17 protein-coding genes are annotated in these 20,691 nt (G+C 70.5%); 10 read left to right on the top strand and 7 right to left on the bottom strand.

The window, feature by feature from the left end:
- Positions 1 to 2 precede the first annotated feature (2 nt).
- On the top strand, positions 3 to 1,490 hold the full coding sequence (locus ACWEJ6_RS12880; RefSeq protein ID WP_452423583.1) for an SPFH domain-containing protein: 1,488 nt from the start codon (positions 3 to 5) through the stop codon (positions 1,488 to 1,490).
- A gap of 107 nt (positions 1,491 to 1,597) precedes the next feature.
- Entirely contained in the window at positions 1,598 to 2,245 is a 648-nt protein-coding gene (locus ACWEJ6_RS12885; RefSeq protein WP_387677553.1) for a hypothetical protein, read from the top strand.
- 3 nt (positions 2,246 to 2,248) lie between these two features.
- Here the strand turns inward: ACWEJ6_RS12885 and ACWEJ6_RS12890 are convergent, their stop codons facing one another.
- Both ACWEJ6_RS12890 and wecB read right to left on the bottom strand, forming a co-directional pair.
- A complete protein-coding gene (locus ACWEJ6_RS12890) occupies positions 2,249 to 4,285 on the bottom strand; it encodes a glycosyltransferase family protein (RefSeq protein ID WP_452423586.1) in 2,037 nt (678 codons plus the stop codon).
- A gap of 54 nt (positions 4,286 to 4,339) precedes the next feature.
- On the bottom strand, positions 4,340 to 5,470 hold the full coding sequence (gene wecB / locus ACWEJ6_RS12895) for a non-hydrolyzing UDP-N-acetylglucosamine 2-epimerase (RefSeq protein WP_452423588.1): 1,131 nt from the start codon (positions 5,468 to 5,470) through the stop codon (positions 4,340 to 4,342).
- Positions 5,471 to 5,646: 176 nt separating this feature from the next.
- Here wecB and ACWEJ6_RS12900 point away from each other — a divergent pair, with 176 nt between their 5' ends.
- From ACWEJ6_RS12900 to hisC, 7 genes are all read left to right on the top strand, one after another.
- Positions 5,647 to 7,200 (top strand): glycosyltransferase family 4 protein, encoded by a 1,554-nt coding sequence (locus tag ACWEJ6_RS12900; RefSeq protein ID WP_387677560.1) that lies wholly within the window; start codon positions 5,647 to 5,649, stop codon positions 7,198 to 7,200.
- 115 nt (positions 7,201 to 7,315) lie between these two features.
- Entirely contained in the window at positions 7,316 to 8,578 is a 1,263-nt protein-coding gene (locus tag ACWEJ6_RS12905) for a nucleotide sugar dehydrogenase (protein ID WP_352357573.1), read from the top strand.
- 19 nt (positions 8,579 to 8,597) lie between these two features.
- Positions 8,598 to 9,686: a glycosyltransferase gene (locus tag ACWEJ6_RS12910; RefSeq protein WP_358290655.1), complete on the top strand. Its 1,089-nt coding sequence runs from the start codon at positions 8,598 to 8,600 to the stop codon at positions 9,684 to 9,686.
- Between the two features lie 43 nt (positions 9,687 to 9,729).
- Positions 9,730 to 11,529: a DUF4434 domain-containing protein gene (locus ACWEJ6_RS12915; RefSeq protein WP_452423591.1), complete on the top strand. Its 1,800-nt coding sequence runs from the start codon at positions 9,730 to 9,732 to the stop codon at positions 11,527 to 11,529.
- A 31-nt stretch (positions 11,530 to 11,560) separates the two neighbouring features.
- Positions 11,561 to 12,217 (top strand): NUDIX hydrolase, encoded by a 657-nt coding sequence (locus ACWEJ6_RS12920; RefSeq protein ID WP_387677565.1) that lies wholly within the window; start codon positions 11,561 to 11,563, stop codon positions 12,215 to 12,217.
- Positions 12,214 to 12,711: a GNAT family N-acetyltransferase gene (locus tag ACWEJ6_RS12925; RefSeq protein WP_452423594.1), complete on the top strand. Its 498-nt coding sequence runs from the start codon at positions 12,214 to 12,216 to the stop codon at positions 12,709 to 12,711. Before ACWEJ6_RS12920 ends, ACWEJ6_RS12925 begins: the two co-directional genes overlap by 4 nt.
- Positions 12,712 to 12,773: 62 nt before the next feature.
- Positions 12,774 to 13,832: a histidinol-phosphate transaminase gene (gene hisC / locus ACWEJ6_RS12930; protein WP_452423596.1), complete on the top strand. Its 1,059-nt coding sequence runs from the start codon at positions 12,774 to 12,776 to the stop codon at positions 13,830 to 13,832.
- Here the strand turns inward: hisC and ACWEJ6_RS12935 are convergent.
- Positions 13,829 to 14,767: an EamA family transporter gene (locus ACWEJ6_RS12935; protein ID WP_452423598.1), complete on the bottom strand. Its 939-nt coding sequence runs from the start codon at positions 14,765 to 14,767 to the stop codon at positions 13,829 to 13,831. The two genes, hisC and ACWEJ6_RS12935, sit on opposite strands and share 4 nt — an antisense overlap.
- A gap of 159 nt (positions 14,768 to 14,926) precedes the next feature.
- On the opposite strand from ACWEJ6_RS12935, the gene ACWEJ6_RS12940 reads away from it, so the two are divergent.
- Entirely contained in the window at positions 14,927 to 15,385 is a 459-nt protein-coding gene (locus ACWEJ6_RS12940) for a rhodanese-like domain-containing protein (RefSeq protein WP_452423600.1), read from the top strand.
- Between the two features lie 397 nt (positions 15,386 to 15,782).
- Here the strand turns inward: ACWEJ6_RS12940 and ACWEJ6_RS12945 are convergent, their stop codons facing one another.
- From ACWEJ6_RS12945 to purD, 4 genes are all read right to left on the bottom strand, one after another.
- A complete protein-coding gene (locus ACWEJ6_RS12945; RefSeq protein WP_352357559.1) occupies positions 15,783 to 17,072 on the bottom strand; it encodes a GTP cyclohydrolase IIa in 1,290 nt (429 codons plus the stop codon).
- Between the two features lie 201 nt (positions 17,073 to 17,273).
- Positions 17,274 to 18,539 (bottom strand): UDP-N-acetylglucosamine 1-carboxyvinyltransferase, encoded by a 1,266-nt coding sequence (gene murA / locus ACWEJ6_RS12950; protein WP_358290635.1) that lies wholly within the window; start codon positions 18,537 to 18,539, stop codon positions 17,274 to 17,276.
- A gap of 78 nt (positions 18,540 to 18,617) precedes the next feature.
- Positions 18,618 to 19,454 carry a phosphoribosylaminoimidazolesuccinocarboxamide synthase gene (locus ACWEJ6_RS12955; protein ID WP_358290632.1) on the bottom strand — a complete coding sequence of 279 codons (837 nt, stop codon included), beginning with the start codon at positions 19,452 to 19,454 and terminating at the stop codon, positions 18,618 to 18,620.
- Entirely contained in the window at positions 19,451 to 20,668 is a 1,218-nt protein-coding gene (gene purD / locus ACWEJ6_RS12960) for a phosphoribosylamine--glycine ligase (protein ID WP_452423604.1), read from the bottom strand. The genes ACWEJ6_RS12955 and purD overlap by 4 nt, the downstream gene beginning before the upstream one ends.
- Between the last annotated feature and the right edge of the window lie 23 nt (positions 20,669 to 20,691).

The raw sequence follows: 20,691 nt of genomic DNA on the forward strand, positions 1-20,691 counted from the left end.
GGTTGTCCCCCGAGGTCTTCATCGTCGCCGGAGCCGCGGTCGTCGCGGTCGTCATCGTGATTCTGCTGTTCAAAGCCGTCTGGCGGGTCGCCGAGCCCAACGAGGCGCTGATCATCTCCGGTCTGGGGGCGCGCCGCAGGGGCGAGGGCGTCGACAGCCTGGGCTTCAAGATCATCACGGGCAAGGGCACGGCCGTGCTGCCCGGCTTCCAGGCCGCCCGGCGGCTGCGCCTGGACACCAGGGCGGCCAATCTCCAGGTCTCCTGCGTCACCCAGCAGGGCATCCCCGTGCACATCCGCGGCGTGGTCATCTACAAGGTCGGCGACGACCTGTCCTCGATCGCCAACGCCGCCCGCCGCTTCCTCGACCAGCAGGACTTCATGACCAGCGCGATCCACGAGCTGTTCACCGGGCACCTGCGCTCGATCATCGGCAACCTCACCATCGAGGACCTGATACTCAACCGCGAGCGCCTGACCAGCGAGACCAGGGCCTCGGCGGCCGACGAGATGAGCAAGCTCGGGCTGATCGTCGACTCGCTGCAGATCCAGGAGATCGACGACGAGACCGGCTACATCGCCAACCTCGGCAAGCCGCACGCCGCCAGGGTCGCCGCCGTCGCCCGCATCGCCCAGGCCCAGCGCGACCAGGAGGCCACCGAGGCCGAGCAGATCGCCGAGGCCAACAAGGCCGCCGCCCAGCGCGACGCGCAGCTCAAGCGGGCCGCCTACCAGGCCGAGATCGACCGGGCGCAGGCCACGACCCGGCAGGCGGGGCCGCTGTCGGAGGCCACCGCCCGGCAGGAGGTCGTCGTCCAGGAGACCCGGGCGGCCGAGCTGGAGGCCCAGCTCGCCGAGCAGCGGCTCCAGTCGCAGGTGCGCAAGCCCGCCGACGCCAAGGCGTACGAGACCGTCACGCTCGCGCAGGCCGACCGGGACGCCCGGATCGCCCAGGCCCAGGCCGAGGCCCAGGAGACCGAGCTGCGCGCCGGGGCACAGGCCAGCCAGGTCAAGCTGGCCGCCGCCGCCGAGGCCGAGTCCGTACGGCTGCGCGGCGAGGCGGCCGGCGCGGCGACCAAGATCGCGGGCGAGGCGGAGGCCCAGGCCGCCCAGGCGCGCGGGCTGGCCGAGGCGCAGGCGGCCAGGGCGCTGGGCCTGGCCGAGGCCGAGGCGATCAGGGCGCGGGCCGAGGCGCTGAAGGAGAACCAGGAGGCCGTCATCGCCCAGCAGCTCGCCGAGCGCTGGCCGGAGGTCGTCGAGGCGGGCGCGAAGGCGTTCGGGAACGTGGACCACATGGTGGTGCTGAACGGCGCCCAGGGCGTGGAGGAGCTGCTGGCCAAGGCGCTCACGCTCGGCGGCACCGGGATCGGCCTGGCCAGGGCGCTGCTCAACGGCGGAAGCCGGAACGGCGCCGACCCCGAAGTCCCGCGCGAACCCAAAACCACTCGCGAACCTGAAATTCCTCGCGAACCTGCCGAATTCCGTGAATAGCGACGTTACTCGGCTCCTTACTCGGCCCTTCCTCTAGCGTTTTCGAAAAAGCCGCTAGAGCAAGGGGAGAATTCGTGCTTAAGGCTATTTCGGGGGTATGTCTGAGCATGATGGTCGTCGCCGGATGTTCCGCCGGCGAGGCCGACAATCAGGCCGCCGGGTCGGCGCAGCCCGCCGCGTCCTCCTCGGCGGTGGAGGCGGCCCGGCTGCGCGCCGCCCTGTTGCCCGTGCCCAAGGGCATGCGCATCGCGTACGGGCCGGAGATGGGGGCGTTCGGCTCGCTCAAGTCCACCCAGGAGGGGCTGGCCGCCATCCAGCAGGCCAAGCTGGAGCGTCCGGAGTGCGCAGGGGCCGCCCAGCTCGACGCGGCCAAGCCGGAGGTCGCCAAGGCGCCCGCCGCCGTCATCGCCTTCTCCGCCGCGCGCGGCTCGATCACGCAGGCCGTCGTGTCGATGCCGTCGGCGTCCATGCCGGCGCCGTTGCCGCCGCAGTGCGCCCTGTACAAGGCCACCGTCGAGGGCGCGGACGTGACCTACCGCACCGCCAAGCTGGCCATGCCGGCCAGGGGCGACGAGTCGCGGGCGTACCTGACGACGGCCTCCGGCGGCGACAAGCGCGCCCAGATCGGGTCGGTCGTGATCAGGCGGGCCCACCTGATCATGAGCATGCTCGTCGTCGGCGAGAAGGTGAAGGCGGCCGGCCTGTACGAGCTCGCCCGCCTGGCCGACCAGAACCTGGCCCGCGTCACCCGCTGAGGCTCAGATGAGCACGTGGTCGTCCGGGCGGCCGACGAAGGAGAACTGCGCGTTGCGGGTCAGCTTGATGTGGTCGGCCTGCCAGGTGTGCATCGAGGCGTCGGCGCTGCGCCAGTAGACGAAGTTGAACCGGTCGGCCGAGTAGATCTTGACGGAGTCCTCCTTCAGCCGGCGTACCAGCTGCGTGTCCTCCCCCCGCGTGATGTCCGCGAAGCCGTACGAGCGGAACATGTCCGCCTTGCCGAGGAACGTGCCGCCCTGGACGAGGAAGGAGTACCGGTGCTCCAGGCCGGGCAGCCGGAGCATGGTGGTGTTGCTGCCCTCGAAGTACGCGTAGTGCGCCCCCTTGCCGACCAGCTCGGCGTCGGAGTAGTCGAACGCGCGCACCAGGTCCGACAGGTAGTGCTCGCCGTAGAGGTTGTCGTCGTCCATCTTGGCGATCAGGTCGCCCTCGGCGGCGGCGATGCCCAGGTTCATGCAGGCGCCGAGCGTCAGCTCCGGGGCGGCGGGCAGGACGACGACGTCCGTGATGCCGGCCATCCGCGCCTTGTCGGCGACCACCACCGGGTCGATGTCCAGCCCGTGCAGGACCATGACGAGCTGCAGCGGCCGGTGGAGCTGCCGGGCCACCGACGAGATCGCGTGCTCGATCTGCGCGGCCCGGTTGGTCGGCAGCACGACCGAGATCGAGCGCGACCGGGGCGTGGTCGCCTGGCCGAGGTTCTGCAGGATCTGGTCCACCCGGTGCGAGAACAGGTGCTTGTCGAAAACCTCCCGCATCGCCAGGTGGCCCATCCTGGCCCGCAGCTCGGGGCTGTTGATCAGGTGCAGCACCTGGTTGTACGACTCGACCGGCTCACGAGCGATCGGCACCAGCTCGCCGAACGTCTCCTCGATCGCCCGCGACCACCCCGACACCACCGGGGTCGCGCACGCCGACAGCTCGAAGACGCGGCGGGCGCACATGGTCGGCGAGTCGAGCACCGAGTTGACGTTGAGGAAGACCTTGTACATCCGGTACGCGGCCAGCATCTGGTCGTAGGGCAGCTCGCCCACGATGTGCGGGCGGTACTTCTCCGGCCAGGCGTACTTCTCGTCCACCTCGCCGTTGCGGGCGAAGATGTGCAGGCCCAGCTCGCGCACCGGGTCGAGGACGACCTCCATCTGCTCGCGCCGCTCGGGGTGCTTGTCGCGGAAGTACATGCCGGCGAACACCACGTCGTGCAGCCGGCCCTGCTTCTGCTGGATCGGGTTGTGCACGCGCGGCTGGGCGGCGAACTGCAGCACGTCGACCCGGTCGTGGCCGAGCACCTCGCGGTACTTCGGCACCATGTCGCCGTCGCAGGTGAACACGTGGTCGAACAGCTTGGCCGTGTCGATGAAGAAGTCGAAGTTCGGCGGGTCCTCCTTGTTCCAGAAGACCGTGGGGATGCCCTCGGCGCGGCACCAGGCGACCAGGTCGCGCAGCGGCTCCTTGGGGGCGTTCGTGCCGGTCATCTGGTAGCGCCAGCGGCCCTGGTTGCCGTGCCAGGCGGACTCGCAGAACAGCAGGTCGGGGCGCTTTTCGGCGAAGATCTCGGGCCAGTCCTTGAGGCCGAACTCGATCTGGTCCCACTCGTACCTGAAGGCCATCCTGGAGAAGTCGTCCAGGATGACCGCCACCTTGAGGTCGGGCCGGTTGACCGGGCCGAGCGGCCACTTCGCCGTCGGCACCTCGACCAGCGGAGGGCGGTGGTTGGCGAGCTCGACCGCCTCGGTGACCGGCATGGGCGGCTTGGGCGCCTTGTCCTTCGACCTGACCGCCTCGACGATCCTCCCCGGGCTCTTCGAGCCCAGGGCCTCGCCCAGCTTGAACGTGCGCTTGGCCTGGGTGGCCTCCAGCTTCCAGCCGGCGTACGCGGCCTTGGCCTCGGCGATCTCCAGCCGCCGCCGCAGCTCCCTGACCTCGGCCTCGTACCGCTCGATGAGCTTGCGCTCCTCGGGCAGCCAGTTGACGGGTCCCAGTCGCTGGAACGCGGGGGGCTCAGGGTTTTCGGCCATGGTGATACGCCTATCGCTCAGCGGAGGTATGTCATAGTACGGCGGATTCAGCCGCTATTCGGGGCGTTTGGCCTGGGAAGCGGGGGCCAGGTTGTCGCCCTTCAGCCACGCCGCGATCACCGTCGCGATGCGCGGACCGGCCTTGCCGTCCCACAGCACCGGCAGCTCGCCGGCCGGCGTGGCGGCGCCGTCGGACAGCGCCTTCTCCGCCGCGGCGGGCAGCAGCGCGGGCGTGACCAGGCGGTTCGTCCCGTGCGTGATCGTGATCGGCCGCTCGGTGTTGGGCCGCAGCGTCAGGCAGGGGACGCCCAGCATGGTCGTCTCCTCCTGCACGCCGCCGGAGTCGGTGACGACCAGCGCCGCGCCCCGGACGAGTGAGAGGAAGTCCACATAACCCAGCGGCTCGATGACCTTGATCGTGTCGCCGTCCACCAGACCGGCCTCGGCCAGCCGCGCCTTGCCACGCGGGTGCACCGGCACCACGACCGGCGTCCGCCGCGACACCTCCAGCACCGCCTCGACCAGCTCCCTGGCGGCCTCGGCGGTGTCCACGTTGGCCGGGCGGTGCAGGGTCGCCACGGCGTACCGGGCCGGCAGGCCGAGCCGCGCCACCACCGGCGCCGGGTCCAGCGAGGGCAGCGCGGCGAACAGGCTGTCGATCATCGGGTTGCCCACCAGGTGCACCTTCGCGGGTGGCACGCCCTCCGAGGCCAGATAGGCGAGGGCCTCGGGCGAGGTGACGAACAGCAGGTCGGCCAGCGCGTCGGTGACGACCCGGTTGACCTCCTCGGGCATGCCCCGGTCGAACGAGCGCAGCCCGGCCTCGACGTGCGCCGTCCTGATGCCGAGCTTGGCGGCGACCAGGATCGCGGCCAGCGTCGAGTTCACGTCGCCGTAGACCACGACGAGGTCGGGCTCCTGGGCGACGAAGACGTCCTCCAGGCCCACGAGCAGGGCCGCGGTCTGCCTGGCGTGTGTGCCGGAGCCCACCGCCAGGTTGGCCACCGGCTCGGGCAGGCCGAGATCGGCGAAGAAGACGTCCGACATCAGCGCGTCGTAGTGCTGACCGGTGTGGATGATGCCCTGCCGCACGCCGAGTTCACCGAGTGCACGCACCACCGGGGCCGCTTTCACGAAATTGGGACGAGCACCCAAAACGTGCAGGACCAGGGGGTTCTCCCTCATTGACCTCGCCTTTCATAGCGGAAGGGAAAAAACGCTGCCTATGGTACGGTCCCAGCGTGGCATCCGACGCCAGTCGTCAAGACTCCTCCAAGGTTTCCGCGAAGTCCGCCCGGGCCGGCGTCGGGGGACTTCTCAAAGGCTTCGTCCAGCACCCCGTCATCGTTTCCCGCGTCGTCGTGACCAAGGTCAAATCCGACCCCGTCCGCGTGGCGCAGGCCGCCGCCGACGCGCTCCCGCCCAAGCTGCGCCCGATCGTCGGCAGCGTGGCCTGGCCGGCCGCCCGTGGCGCCCGGCGCATGGTCCGCAAGCTCGGCATGCGCATGATCAAGGCGCCGTGGAACGAGGCGAAGGCCCACTGGGACGCCGGCCGGGTCTCCCAGGCCGCCGAAGTGCTCGACGCGTACACCAAATACCCCTTCGTCAAGCGCAGGGCCGCCTACTACCGCGGTGAGCTGGCCGCCATCAGCCCCGACCCGATCCCGCCGGGACCGAAGGTCGCCATCGCCGGGCGCGTCGAGGGCCGCGTGCTGCACCTGGTCACCAACGCGCTGCCGTACACGCAGGCCGGTTACACCGTGCGCACCCACCGGATCGTCACCTCCCAGAAGGCGGCCGGGCTCGACCCGCACGTCGTGACGAGCTGGGGCTGGCCCATGCTCCAGGGGCACGCCGACGCGCCCGCGCAGGAGGAGATCGACGGCATCCCGTACTACCGCCTGCTGCCCGACGGGCACGGCGAGGTGCCGTTCGAGATGCGCGGCCGCATGGTCAAGGGCGCCGAGGGCGTCACCCGGCTGGTCGAGCAGCTGCGCCCGCAGGTCCTGCACGCCGCCACCGACCACCGCAACGGCTCGGTCGCCCACGCCGTCCGCGACCGGACGGGCACCCCGTTCGTCTACGAGGTGCGCGGCTTCCTGGAGGAGACGTGGGCCTCCCGCGACCCCATCCGGGTCGGCAGCCAGCGGCACGTGCTCCAGCGCGAGCGCGAGGCGTTCCTCATGCGCGAGGCCGACGCGGTCGTCACGCTGGCAGAGACGATGGCCACCGAGATCGTCGAGCGCGGCGTGCCCAGGGAACGCATCCACCTGGCGCCCAACGCCGTCGACGACACCCTGCTGTCGGCCCACTACGACGGCGCCTCGTTCCGCGACGCGTACGGCATCGCCCCCGGTGAGATCGTGGTCGGCTCGGTGTCCAGCATCGTGGCCTACGAGGGCTTCGCGACCCTGCTGCGAGCCGCCGCGCTGCTGCGCGACGACCGCACGCCGGTGCGCGTGCTCATCGTCGGCGACGGCGCCGAGCGGGAGAACCTGCTCGCCCTGGTCGAGGAGCTGGGGCTGCGCGACGCCGTCCTGCCCGGCCGGGTCGGCCCCGACGAGGCGCTGCAGGCCCAGGACGCCATCGACATCTTCGCCTGCCCGCGTGAGGACCTGCGGGTCTGCCGGCTCGTCACGCCCCTGAAGCCGGTCGAGGCGATGGCGCTCGGCAAGCCGGTGGTGCTCAGCGATCTGCCCGCGCTCTCCGAGCTCGTCGGCTCCGACGGGGCCGGCCTGCTGGTGCCTGCGGGCGACCCGGCCGAGCTGGCCAAGGCGATCGCCGGCCTGCGCGAGGACCCGGCCAGACGGGCGGAGATGGGCGAGGCCGGACGCGCCGAAGTCGCCGCGAAGCGGACCTGGAGCCGCGTTGCCGAGACTTATCAAGCTCTATACCGATCGCTTGCCGAAAGATGACCTCCACGTTGCCTGTACGTTGTGACGGGTTCGGTCGCATTAGGCGTGAGCTAGGTGGACTTGAGATAACCTTTGCGACCATGAAGTGTTGTTTCCGGCTCTCGAAGGCACTGCTGTGACAGAAATCGACTTGGCTGTCATCGGCCTGGGCTACGTCGGTATGCCGCTTGCGAAGGAAGCGGTTGCCGCCGGGCTGCGGGTCGTCGGCGTGGACGTCGACCCCCGGAAGGTCGACGCGCTCAACGCCGGGCAGTCCTACATCGATGACCTGACCGACGCTGACCTCGATCACATGCTGGCGAACGGATTCAGCGCGACGCTGGACGAGTCCGTGCTGGCCAGAAGCAACACGATCGTCATCTGCGTACCCACCCCGCTGGACGAGGACCACCGTCCCGACCTGTCCGCGGTCGAGGGCGCGACCAAGGCCGTCGCCCGCAACCTCAGCAAGGGCACGCTCGTCGTGCTCGAATCCACCACCTGGCCCGGCACCACCGACGAGGTGGCCCGCCCGCTGCTGGAGCAGTCGGGCCTGGCCGCCGGCGTGGACTTCCACCTGGCCTTCTCGCCCGAGCGCATCGACCCGGGCAACCCGAAGTTCGGGCTCAAGAACACCCCGAAGGTCGTGGGCGGCTACACGCCGGTCTGCCGCGACCGGGCGACGGCGTTCTACAAGCAGTTCATCGAGCAGGTGGTGCCGGTCAGCGGCACCCGCGAGGCGGAGATGGCCAAGCTGCTGGAGAACACCTACCGGCACGTCAACATCGCCCTCGTCAACGAGATGGCGATCTTCTGCGACGAGCTCGGCATCAACCTGTGGGAGTCGATCGAGGCCGCGGCCACCAAGCCGTTCGGCTTCCAGAAGTTCCTGCCGGGGCCGGGCGTCGGCGGTCACTGCATCCCCGTGGACCCCTCGTACCTGTCCTACACCGTGCGCAAGCTCGGGTACCCGTTCAGGTTCGTGGAGCTGGCCCAGGAGATCAACGAGCGCATGCCGTCCTACGTGGTGGCGCGCGTCCAGCGACTGCTGAACAGACACAAGAAGCCCGTGAACGGCGCCCGAGTGGTTATGCTCGGCGTCACGTACAAACCGGATATCGCCGACGAACGGGAAACTCCGGCTCTGCCTGTGGCGCGTGCGCTGCTGGAACTGGGAGCCGATCTCTCGTTCGCCGATCCGTACGTCAAGGAGTGGTCGGTCGACGGCACTCCGGTGCCACGGGAAGAGGATCTGACCGAGGCCGTGGTCAACGCCGACGTGACGCTGCTGCTGCAGCAGCACGCCGCGTTCGATCTGGCCATGGTCGAGGCGAAGGCCAAGCTCGTGCTGGACACCCGCGGTGTGCTCACCGAGGGTGAACGCGTCGAGCGGCTGTAGCGACGGAGGGCTGCGCGCAGTGCACGTGCTCGTCATGACGGTGGTGCATAACCCCGAGGACGCGAGAATTCTGCATCGGCAGATCCGTGCCCTCGTGGATGCCGGTCATGAGGTCACGTATGCCGCCTCCTTCTCGGCGCACGGGGTCGTACCGCGTCCATGGGTCAACGGCGTCGATCTGCCCAGGGCCGCCCAGCGGAAACGCGTGGCGGCCGTCTGGGCCGCCCGGCGGCTGTTCAAGCGCATGCGGAACAAGGTCGACCTGGTCCTGATCCACGACCCGGAGCTGCTGTTCGCGGTCTGGGGCGTGCGCAACCGGCCGCCGGTGGTCTGGGACGTGCACGAGGACACCCCGGCGACGTTGTCGCTCAAGCCGTGGCTGCCCTCGTTCCTGCGCCCGCCGGTGCGCTTCTTCGCCCGCATGCTGGAGGGCACGGCCGAACGGCACATGCACCTGCTGCTGGCCGAGACCGCCTACGCGGGCCGGTTCAAGCACGCCCATCTGATCGTGCCGAACGAGACCTGGGTACCGGACTCGGTGACGCCTCCGGGCGACGACCGGGTGGTCTACCTCGGGTGGTTGTCGCGGGCGCGCGGCGTGTTCGAGGCCGTCGAGGTGGCCAAGCTGCTGCAGCCGTACCGGGTGACGGTGGAGCTGATCGGGTACGCCGATCCGCAGAGCCGTCCGATGCTCAACCAGGCCGTCGCCGACGGCCTGCTGGAGTGGCGTGACTTCATGCCCAACGACGAGGCGCTCAAGCGGCTCGACGGGGCGCTGGCCGGGCTGTCGCTGCTGCACGACGAGCCCAACTACCGGCACTCGATGCCCACCAAGATCGTGGAGTACATGGCGCACGGCATCCCGGTCATCACGACGCCGTCGCCGCGCGCGGTCGAGCTGGTGGAGCGGTACGACAGCGGCGTCGTCGTGCCCTGGGAGGACCCGAAGGCCGTCGCGCAGGCGGTGCTGACGCTGCGGGACGACGTGCGCGAGCGGCGGGCGCAGGGCGCTCGCGGGTACGCCGCGGCCCGCGCGAACCACCACTGGCCGAACTCGGCCAAGCGGTTCGTGACCCAGCTTGAGGCATGGGCCGGGATCACGCGATAGCGGTTTATCTCCGGCAGATCACGAGAGCGGTAGGTTCCTGAACGTGCGATGGCTCTTCCTGCTCGTGGGCGCAGCCGTCCTGGCCGTGGTCGCGGTGGTGATCATCCTTTTCCCGTCGTCGTCCGAGCGGCCGGTCGCGTCCTCGTCGAGCACGCCGAAGCCGTCCAGGACCGTATCGACGCCGCCGCCGCCGAAGGTCAAGGAGTTCACCGACCCCTGCGGCACGTTCGACACCACGACCAAGAACTTCTACGCCGTCACCGGCTACTGGATCACGCCGAAGTCGAACCCGTGCACCTGGCGTCACCAGCTCCAGGAGATCCACCGCGCCGGCGGCGACACGATCATCAGGATCGGGTACGGCCTGCAGTTCCGCAGCGTCTCCGACGACACCGGCGAGGTGCTGGCGAAGGACGGGACGCTCGACCCGCTGTACAAGGCGTGCGAAGAGGACGGCCTGAGCTGCCACGACGCGGCCGAACGGGACCTGCGCAAGGCCAACCCCGGCAACCGGATCGGGCGCACGTACGTCTACCGCACCGACGAGGCGTTCGGCGGCGACCTGTTCCGCTGCCCCAAGATGGAACACGCCGTCAAGGCCGGCGACCGCATCTACTACCGCATGGTCGCCCCTCCGGACGGCTCCGACGACGCCACCTGCGACTTCACCAAGAAGGCCACGTCGTACGACCTGATCCTGGTGGCCGGCTCGGCCAAGGACAGCCTGGCCGAGCTGCTCGACCTGGCCGACCAGTTCAGCATGCGGGTCTTCCCGGCACTGCCGCTCGCCCCGCGCGACTCCGAGACGCCGACCAGGGCGAACAAGCGGCACATCGGCACCCTCACCACGCTGACCCGGCGCATCCTGCAGGACTACGGCGTGCGCTTCGCCGACCGGCAGGCCCTGGGCGGCGTCTACCAGCCGTTCGAGGTCCAGATGGGGGCCACGCTGGCCACCAACCCCACCCTTGAGGTGTACGCCGACCAGCACCGGATCGTCGAGCAGGAGCTGGGCAAGCCGATCCTGATCAGCCCGTACCTGGACGCGCGCAAGCGGGTCGGCTTCGGCCAGACGCCGGCGCAGGTGGCCGAGGCGTTCAAGGCGCTGGCCCGGACCGGCGTCGGCATCATCGCCCCGCAGGACAGCCGGGGGACCGGCAAGGTCGGCCTGTTCTGGCCGGACGAGCGCGACACCGAGGTGGACGACCGGCTGCGTCCGGTGGTCGGCGAGGCCACGTACGGCACCGCGTACCACGGCTCGACCCGCGACTACTACCGGGAGATGGCCAAGGCCCGCGACGAGATGCTCCAGGCCGGTCACGAGGTGGAGCTGTGGGCGAACGTGGAGGCGTTCGAGCCGTCCGGCAAGCAGCCGTGCGCCCCGCAGGGCACCCGCGGCCAGACGGACAAGAAGCGCCTCGACCAGGCCGTCACGATGGCCGGCCGGTACGTCCAGAAGATCGTCTCCTACATGTGGAGCGACTTCATGACCTGCGGCGACCCCTCGCTCCAGGACGAGATCGCCGGCGACTGGCAGCGCCCGATCGCCGTGGACGCCATCAGGCGGCCCCGCGACCCCCAGGACGGCGTCGAGGTGCGCGGCTACAACCTGGACGGCAGCACCGTGCTCGTCGAATGGTCCGGCGGCACCAAGGAACTGGTGGTCTCGGCCGTCGGCTGGCTGGACAAGGACCCGCTGGACGAGCACCCGGCCCGGATGGCGACGGCCTGGGTGCCGTTCGACTGGACCCAGGTGCCGCCCGGGGAATGGGTCAAGATAGGGATCAAGGGGGCGTCCGGCAAGGAGGCCACGACGCCCCTCCACGTACGCATATCCGCATAGGGCAGACGGGACTCCGTGTAACGTGCCGTCCATGGTCCCGAGCATCCCGGTCAGCGTCGACCTGGTCGTGCTCACCGTGCGCAACCATGCGCTCAGCGCCCTGGTGTGGCGGCGCGACAACCCGCCGTTCATGCGCCGCTGGTCGCTGCCGGGCGGCTTCATCCAGCTCGACGAGGACCTGCCGGCCGCCGCCCACCGCATCCTGGCCGAGCGGGCCGGGCTCCCGGGCGCCCCGGTGCACCTGGAGCAGCTCCAGACGTACGGATACCCCGACCGCGACCCGCGCCAGCGCGTGCTGAGCGTCGCCTACCTGGGCCTGGCCCCCGACCTGCCGGCCTCGGAGAAGGCGCACATGAGCTGGCAGCCGGTCGAGGCGCTGTCCGTCATGGCCTTCGACCACCGCCGCATCATGCTCGACGGCGTCGACCGGGCCCGCGCCAAGCTGGAGTACACGTCCCTGGGGGCGGCCTTCTGCCCGCCGGAGTTCACCGTCGCGGACCTGCGCCGGGTGTACGAGATCGTCTGGGGGCGTCCCCTCGATCCCCGCAACTTCCATCGGAAGGTCACCAAGGCGGAGGGCTTCCTGGTGGAGACGGGCGCCACCACCACCAGAGACGGCGGCCGCCCCGCCAAGCTCTTCCGCCGCGGCCCCGCCGAACTCCTCCACCCGCCCATGCTCCAGGAGTGACCATCCCGAACGACCTCATCGACGTCATCGAGACCCCTCGCCTGTCGCTCGTGCCCCTGCAAGTCGAGCACGCCGCGGAGATGGCGGCGGTGCTCGCCGACCCGCGCCTGCACGAGTTCATCGGCGGCGTCCCCGCCACCGAGCAGGAGCTGCGCGCCCGCTACGAACGCCTGGCCGCGGGCCCGCCCGGGTGGCGCAACTGGGTGCTCCGCCTGCGTGCCGACGGCCGGCTGACCGGCTACGTGCAGGCGACCGTCGAGGCGGGCACGGCCGAGATCGCCTGGGTGGTCGGGGTGCCCTGGCAGGGCCGCGGCCTGGCCGCGGAGGCCGCCGGCGCCCTGGTCTCCTGGTGCGACGCCCAGGACATCGGCACGGTCGTCGCCCACATCCACCCCGGCCACGCGGCCTCCGCCGCGGTCGCCGCCCACGCCGGCCTCCACCCCACCGACCTCGTGCACGACGGCGAGACGCGCTGGGAACGCGTCCGGCCGTGAGCCCTCTCGACGTGCGGGGGCTGGCGGATGCTTCATCGGGCGTGGCCTTTTAAGGTAGTTCTATGCCTCGTTTCCGCCACATCCTGGACACCATGCCCCCCTACAAGCCGGGCAAGGCCGTGGTCTCCGCCGACGGCCGGTCGTACAAGCTCTCCTCGAACGAATCCCCCTACGACCCGCTGCCCTCCGTGGTCGAGGCCGTCGCCGAGGGCGCCCGGCAGATCAACCGCTATCCCGACCCCGGCGCCGTCGGGCTGACCGAGGCCCTCGCCGAGCGGTACGACGTGCCGTTCGAGCACATCGCGCTGGGCGCGGGCTCGGTCACGGTGGCCCAGCAGCTGTTCGAGACGGTCGGCGAGCCCGGCGTCGAGGTCGTCTACGCGTGGCGGTCGTTCGAGGCGTACCCGTTGCTGGCGGACCTGTCGGGGGTCACGTCCGTCCAGGTGCCGCTGGCCGGCGAGGATCACGACCTGGACGCCATGGCGGAGGCGATCACCGACCGCACCCGCATGGTCTTCGTGTGCAACCCCAACAACCCCACCGGCACCGCGATCCGCCGCGACGCCCTGGTGTCCTTCCTGGACCGCGTGCCGGAGAACGTGCTCGTGGTGCTGGACGAGGCCTACCGCGAGTACGTCCGCGACGAGGACGTCCCCGACGGCCTGACGCTCTACCGCGACCGGCCGAACGTCTGCGTGCTGCGCACCTTCTCCAAGGCGTACGGGCTGGCGGGCCTGCGGGTCGGCTACCTGATCGGGCACGAGCCCGTGGCGGCGGCCGTCCGCAAGACGATCATCCCGTTCGCCGTCAACCACCTCGCGCAGGTCGCCGCCGTCGCCTCGCTGAAGGCCGAGGACGAGCTGCTGGAGCGGGTCGAGCGGGTGGTCAAGGAGCGCGGCCGGGTCCGCGAGTCGCTGATCGAGCAGGGCTGGACGGTGCCGCCGACCGAGGCGAACTTCGTCTGGCTGCGGCTCGGCGAGCGCACCCTCGACTTCGCCGCCGCCTGCGCGGTGGAGGGCGTGGCCGTACGGCCGTTCGCGGGCGAGGGGGCCCGGGTGTCCATCGGCGACCCCGAGGCCAACGACGCCTTCCTCGCCGCCGCCAAGGAGTTCCGCGGTTAGGCGCTGACCTCTTCCGCGAGGGTCGCGGTCCTGGCTTTGGCGCGTCGTTCGGTGGAGACCACCAGGGCGACGCCCACCAGGATCACCGCCCCGCCGGCGATGATCTGCGGGGTCACGTGCTCGTTGACGACCAGCACGCCGAGGAGCACGGCGACGACCGGGTTGACGTAGGCGTACGTGGAGACCAGCGAGATCGGCGCGTTCCCCAACAGCCAGGTGTAGGCGGTGAAGCCGACCAGCGAGCCGACCAGCACCAGGTAGGCCAGCGCCGCCCAGGAACGCCCGGAGACCGCCGCCAGGTCGAGCCGTTCGCCGAGCACCGTGCCGGTCACGGCCAGGCCGGCGCCGCCGACCAGCATCTCGATCGAGCTGGCCGCGAAGGGGTTGGCGGGCATGGGGATGCGCGCCGACAGGAACGAGCCGACCGACCACGAGAACGAGGCCACCAGGATCACCACGATCCCGGTGGTGTCCACCGACTGGCCGCCGGTCAGCGACAACGCCGCGACGCCGGCGAACCCGACGAGCACGCCGGCCAGCGTCAGCACGGCCGGCCGGTCCCTGACCAGGATCCGGAACACGACGAGCCAGAGCGGCACCGAGGCCACGAGCAGCGCGGCCAGGCCGCTGGAGATGTGCTGCTCGGCCACGGCGACCATGCCGTTGCCGCTGGTCAGCAGGAGCAGGCCGACCAGCCCGGCCCCGCAGACCTGCCGCCACGACACCCGGAACGGCTCCAGGCCCTTCCTGATCAGCAGGAAGCCGCCGAGCAGCAGCGCGGCCGTCACGAACCGCAGCGCGCCGCTCAGCATGGGGGGCATGGTCTCGATGGCGATCCTGATGCCGAGGTAGGTCGAGCCCCACACCACGTACACGATCGCCAGGGCGCTCCAGACGAGGACGGGAGCCCGGCTGTCAGTGGTGTTCGCACTCATGGGTCATGACTTTATCGGGCGACCACGACAAAGCACCTGCGGGTATCGGACTTAGGGATTTGGCGCGATATTAGCGACAGGCGGCTTTCGTGCCACTGGTGAGTGGGCGGGCCGGCTGGGACGATCGCCACTGACCAGCAATGAAGGGAAATGTCGTAGATGTCAGCCGTCACCTCCACCCCGGCCGCCCCCAACGCCGCCGCCCTCGCCCACTTCGCCGCCCGCCTGGCCTTCGAGACCGACGTCTCTGACGTGGCCGCCGACCTGGCCGCCGGCGCACCGGGCGTCGTGGTCGTGGACTCGCGCAGCCGGGAGAGCTGGGACCAGGGGCACGTCCAGGGGGCGGTGCACCTGCCGACGGCCGAGATCGCCGCCGGGGCGGCCGCGCTGATCCCCCGGGAGGCCACCGTCGTCACCTACTGCTGGGGTCCCGGCTGCAACGGCGCCACGCGGGCCGCCCTGGAGTTCGCCCGGCTCGGGTACGCGGTCAAGGAGATGCTCGGCGGCTTCGAGTACTGGGCCAGGGAGGGCTTTCCGGTCGAGACGGCGTCGGGCGTGACCCGGCGACCGGTCGACGCCCTGACGGCGCCGGTCTCGGGGATCGCGTGCGCCTGCTGACGCCGGTGTGGGGTCGCGTGCGCCTGCTGAAGCCGGTGTGGGATGGCGTGCGCCTGCTGTAGCGGGCGATTGGCGGGCGCCTGCTGAAAGCGTCCCAGGCGGGTTGTGGTGACCGGCTATATCCGGACATGCCCGCCGGTCCGACAGTGCCGCCAAACGGCCTCACAGCCCCGTCCGGACGCCTTCCGTAAAAAGGGCGGCGGCGAAGGGGCTGTGCGGGAAAGTTTGGCGCCCCCGTCCGAATCCCGTCGATCGGGGGCGTGGGAGAACATACCCGCATCTACTCGGGTCAACCAATAAGACCACAAGAGTCAAGCGGATTGTCTGTACCTCTGACTCCCCAGGTCAAGAACCGGGCACCCGTCGCCCCTGAAATGGGACGACGGGCCCCGTACGGTCACCGTGGTCCGAGCTTCTCCACGATGAGCCGGTAGAGCTGACGCGGACGCCCCGGCTGCGGGGTGCGGTTCGGCGGAAGCGGCCACGCGAGTCCCTCGTCAACCAGCGTGCGCAGCAACCGCCGAGCCGTGCGCGGCGTCACCCCGAGCATCTTGCCCGCGCCCTCGGCGTCGACCACCGTGTCGCCGCCTTCGAGCTTGGCCGCCAGCCTGGCCAGCACCTCCACGCCCTTCGGCTTGAGCGCGGTCGACCCGGAGGGTGGCATCCGGGGGGCCGGGATGAGGGCCCGGCCCTCGCGGTCCACCGCGAACCCCTGCGCCTGCTTGCCCGCCTGGGTACGGGCCAGCGCGGCGCGCGCGTGCGACTCCGCGTCGTGTGTCGTCCGCCCCATCCCGACGCCCACCTCGACCGCCAGCCCCAGCTCGTCCCGGATCCTGGCCGCGAAGGGCAGCACCCTGAACCCGTCGGTGGCCGCGGCGATCGAGCCCCTGGTCGCGGTGACCAGGTAACTGTGATCGTCGATCGGCCAGACGGTCGCGTTGATCCGGTTCGCCTCCTGGACCAGTAACCGGTGGAGCGACAGCCGCAGCTCGTCGCGCCAGTAGCGCGGCGCCGCGCGCCGCACGGGCTCGCGCAGCGTCGGCACCTCCACCAGCACCACGGTGAGCTGCGACTCCTCCAGCCGGTGATGCGCCCCGAGCAGCGCCGCGGTGTGCAGCGCCGTCCGGACCGCGGCCGAGGTCGGCCTGATCCTGATGACCGGCACGCCGGCTGCGTGCAGGCGTTCGGCCACCGCGGGCAGGCACGTCAGTGCCCCCGAGGTGGCGCCCTGGCGGGCCAGCCGTTCGTGGTAGGCCGCGATCGTGCCCGTGGCTCCGGGCTCGTCGCGGCTGTGCACGTCCGTGGCCGGTATGCCGAGGTCGGTGTACGCCTCCTCGACATCCGCCCTGCTGACCACGTCCACGCTGACCCGTTGCGGGTCCATCCGAGTGTCAAGTGCGGCCTTCGCCAGCGCCGCCACCAATGCCGCTCCGCCGAGTTGCACGTAGGTCGCGGGCATCGTCAGCACGCCTGATCGCCTGGCCAGGTCATAAGGGACCGGGCTGGCGAACAGGCACGCGTCGACACCGGGACCGAGCCGCGTCACCTTGTCGGGCGCCTCCTGCTCATCGCGGTACGCGGCCGCGACCAGGCGACACGGCAGCGGTGCCGCGGCGTGACCCATCAGCATGACTCGCTCGACCAGGTCGTGGGGTCCGACCACGCCGATGGTGAGGTCCGGTGTCATGGCGCCCGGGCGTGACACTCGGGGAGTTTCTTCGGCCCTCTCGACCAATGTTCGTCCCATCCTGCCGTCCGTTGCAGTGCTCTCTTTTGGAACGATCGCTCGCGGGGGCCGTAATGTCACGCCCGACTTTTCCGGAAAGTCGTTCTGGTTGACCGCCCGACAAGATGTCTCAGCAGCTCAACGCGGTTTTTCTCATGTTTTTTAGCGCTCAGAAATCTCTCGTGTAATGTCCGCGCCGAGCGCGCGCATTCGCGCCGCGAGATGTGCGTGGCCGCGGTCGATGAGGTATCCGGACTCGATGACGGTCTCTCCTTCGGCCGCCAGACCGGCGAGCACGAGCGCGATACCGGAGCGCAGATCGTGCGCCGTGACTTGCGCGCCCTTGAGCGGCGTGCGCCCGCGCACGACGGCCCTGCTGTCGTCGACCTCGACGTCGGCGCCCATCTTGTTGAGCTCGCCGGCCAGGGCGAAACGGCCGTCGAAGATGCGCTCGTGGATGTAGCTCGTGCCGTCGGCCAGGGCGGCCACCGTCATCATCGGCGACTGCAGGTCGGTCGCGAAGCCGGGATAGGTGTCGGTGATGATGTTGATGGGCCGCAGCGGACGGTCGCACCGCACGTGCAGCACCGCGCCCTGCCGGGCGAAGTCGACGCCCATCTGCTCCAGCTTGTAGCGGACGACGCCCAGGTCGAGGCCGGTGCCCACGAGGCTGAGCTCGCCGCCGGTGATCGCCGCGGCCATCGCGAACACGCCCGCGTCGAGCCGGTCGGGCATCACGGTGTGCTCGACGGCGTGCAGCTCCTCCACGCCCTCGACGGTGATGAACCCGGTGCCGCCGCCGCTGATGCGCGCGCCCATCTTGGTGAGCATGTCGATGACGTCGAGCACTTCCGGCTCAAGAGCCGCGTTCTCGATCACCGTCGTGCCCTTGGCCAGGGCGGCGGCCATGATCAGGTTCTCGGTGCCGGTGTGGGAGGGCGTGTCCAGGTAGAGCGTCGCGCCGGTCAGGCCGCTGGCCTTGACGTGGATGACGGTCTCGCCCTCGTCGACGACCGCGCCCAGCCGCTTGTAGCCCAGGTAGTGGAAGTCGAGGTTGCGGCTGCCGAGGTTGCAGCCGCCCACGCCCTCCACGATCGCCTCGCCCAGCCGGTGGAGCAGCGCGGGGGTGAACAGCACCGAGCCGCGGAACCGGCGCGCGATCTCGGCCGGCAGCACCGGGCTGCTCAGCCGGGAGGCGTCGATGACCAGCGTGCGCTCGGACTCGTGCAGCTCCACGTACGCGCCGATCGCCTCGGCCAGCTCGACCGCGCGCCGGACGTCTTCGATGATCGGCACGTTCCGCAGCACGGTACGGCCCTTGGCGGCCAGCAGAGCCGCACCGATCATGGGAAGCACGGCGTTCTTCGCGCCCTGGATGAACGCGGTTCCACGCAGTGCGTTGCCACCGCGCACGCGGTAACGGACCATTTCGTGCGGCTCCTTGAAATCAACGGTGAGGCTCGATCGGGCCAACAGTAGTGGCTGACACCAGGTGACCCAGCCGAATCATCCGCTAAAGGGAGCCCCCGTGACGCGCTCATACGCTTCTAGGTATCGCTGCCTTGTGCGCTCGACAACGTGCTCGGGAAGCCGAGGTGGGGGGTTTCCGGAGGATTTGTCCCATCCGGATTCGGGCGAGAGCAGCCAATCACGTACATATTGCTTATCGAAAGAAGGTTGCGCCCTGCCCGGCTGCCATTCGTCGGCCGGCCAGAACCGCGACGAGTCCGGCGTCAGCACCTCGTCGCCCAGGGTCAGCACGCCGTCGGCGTCGAAGCCCAGCTCGATCTTGGTGTCGGCCAGGATGATGCCGCGCTCGCGGGCGATCTCCGAGCCGCGCGTGTAGACGTCGAGCGTGATGCGCCGCAGCTCGTCGGCCGTCTCCGCGCCGACCTCGGCGACCACCTGCTCGAAGGAGATCGGCTCGTCGTGCTCTCCCTGGGGGGCCTTCGTCGAGGGGGTGAAGATCGGCTCCGGCAGCCGGGAGCCGTCCTCCAGACCGGGGGGCAGCGGCACCCCGGAGACCGTGCCGGTCGCGCGGTACTCCGACAGGCCGCCGCCGGTCAGGTAGCCGCGGGCCACGCACTCCACCTGGACCATGCGCAGCGGCTTGCACAGCACGCTGCGCGCGTCGTCGCCCCTGGCCAGGATGTGGTTGGGCACGACGTCCTTGAGCTGGTCGAACCACCACAGCGACATCTGCGTGAGGATCGCGCCCTTGTCGGGGATGCCGGGCTCCAGCACGTAGTCGAAGGCCGAGATGCGGTCGGAGGCGACCATCAGCAGCAGGCCCTCGTCGGTCTCGTAGAGGTCGCGTACCTTGCCGGAGTGCAGATGCTTCATCGGGCGATGTCCGTCCTGTGGTGCGAGCCGCGCAGCTCGACGCGGTCGACGAGGTCGTAGGCGTTGCGGCGGGCGCTCGCCTGGTCGGGGCCGTGGCCGACGACGGTCAGCACCCGGCCGCCGTTGGAGACGACCTCGCCGCCGGGGCCGCGCGCGGTGCCGGCGTGGATCACGTACGCGTTCTCGGTCTCGGTCAGGCCGGTGATCACGTCGCCCTTGACCGGGGTGTCGGGGTAGTTCTCCGCCGCGATCACCACGGTCACCGCCGAGCCGTCCTTGAACACCGGGTCGAGGCCGAGCTCGCCGGTGGCGCAGGCCATCAGCAGCCCGCCGAGCGGCGTCTCCAGCCGGTCGAGCAGCACCTGCGTCTCGGGGTCGCCGAACCGGGCGTTGAACTCGACCACCTTCGGCCCCTTCTGGGTCAGGGCCAGCCCCACGTAGAGCACCCCCTGGTACGGCAGCCCGCGCCGCCCCAGCTCGGCGATCGTCGGGTGCACGACCTCGCGCATGACCTGCTCGGTCAGCCCTTCCGGCGCCCAGGGGAGCGGCGTGTACGCGCCCATGCCGCCGGTGTTGGGCCCCTCGTCGCCGTCGTAGGCGCGCTTGAAGTCCTGGGCGAGCTGGAGCGGCACCGCCGTGCTGCCGTCGCACAGCGCGAACAGCGACACCTCGGGCCCGTCGAGGAACTCCTCGATGACCACCCGCTCGCAGGCCCGCGCGTGCGCCAGCGCCTGGTCGCGGTCGCGCGTGACGACCACGCCCTTGCCGGCGGCGAGGCCGTCGTCCTTGACGACGTAGGGGGCGCCGAACTCGTCGAGCGCGGCGGCGGCCTCCTCCTCGGTCTCGCAGGTGCGGGCCCGGGCGGTGGGCACGTCGGCGGCATTCATGATCTCCTTGGCGAACGCCTTGGAGCCTTCGAGCATGGCCGCCTCACGGGTCGGCCCGAAGCAGGCGATGCCGGCCTCGCGCACGGCGTCGGCCACGCCCGCGACGAGCGGCGCCTCCGGCCCGATGACGACGAGGTCGGCCCCCAGCCGCCCGGCCAGCTCGGCCACCTGCGCGGGATCGACGGGATCGACGGGATGAACGGTCGCGACGCCCTCGATGCCCGCGTTACCGGGAGCACAGTGGAGCTCGCTGACCTGGGGATCGAGTTTGAGCGAACGGCACAGGGCGTGCTCACGCCCTCCGGAACCAATGACTAGAACGCGCACGTGCCCCATTGTCGCAGGCCCGG

Source organism: Nonomuraea sp. NPDC004702 (assembly GCF_053601695.1).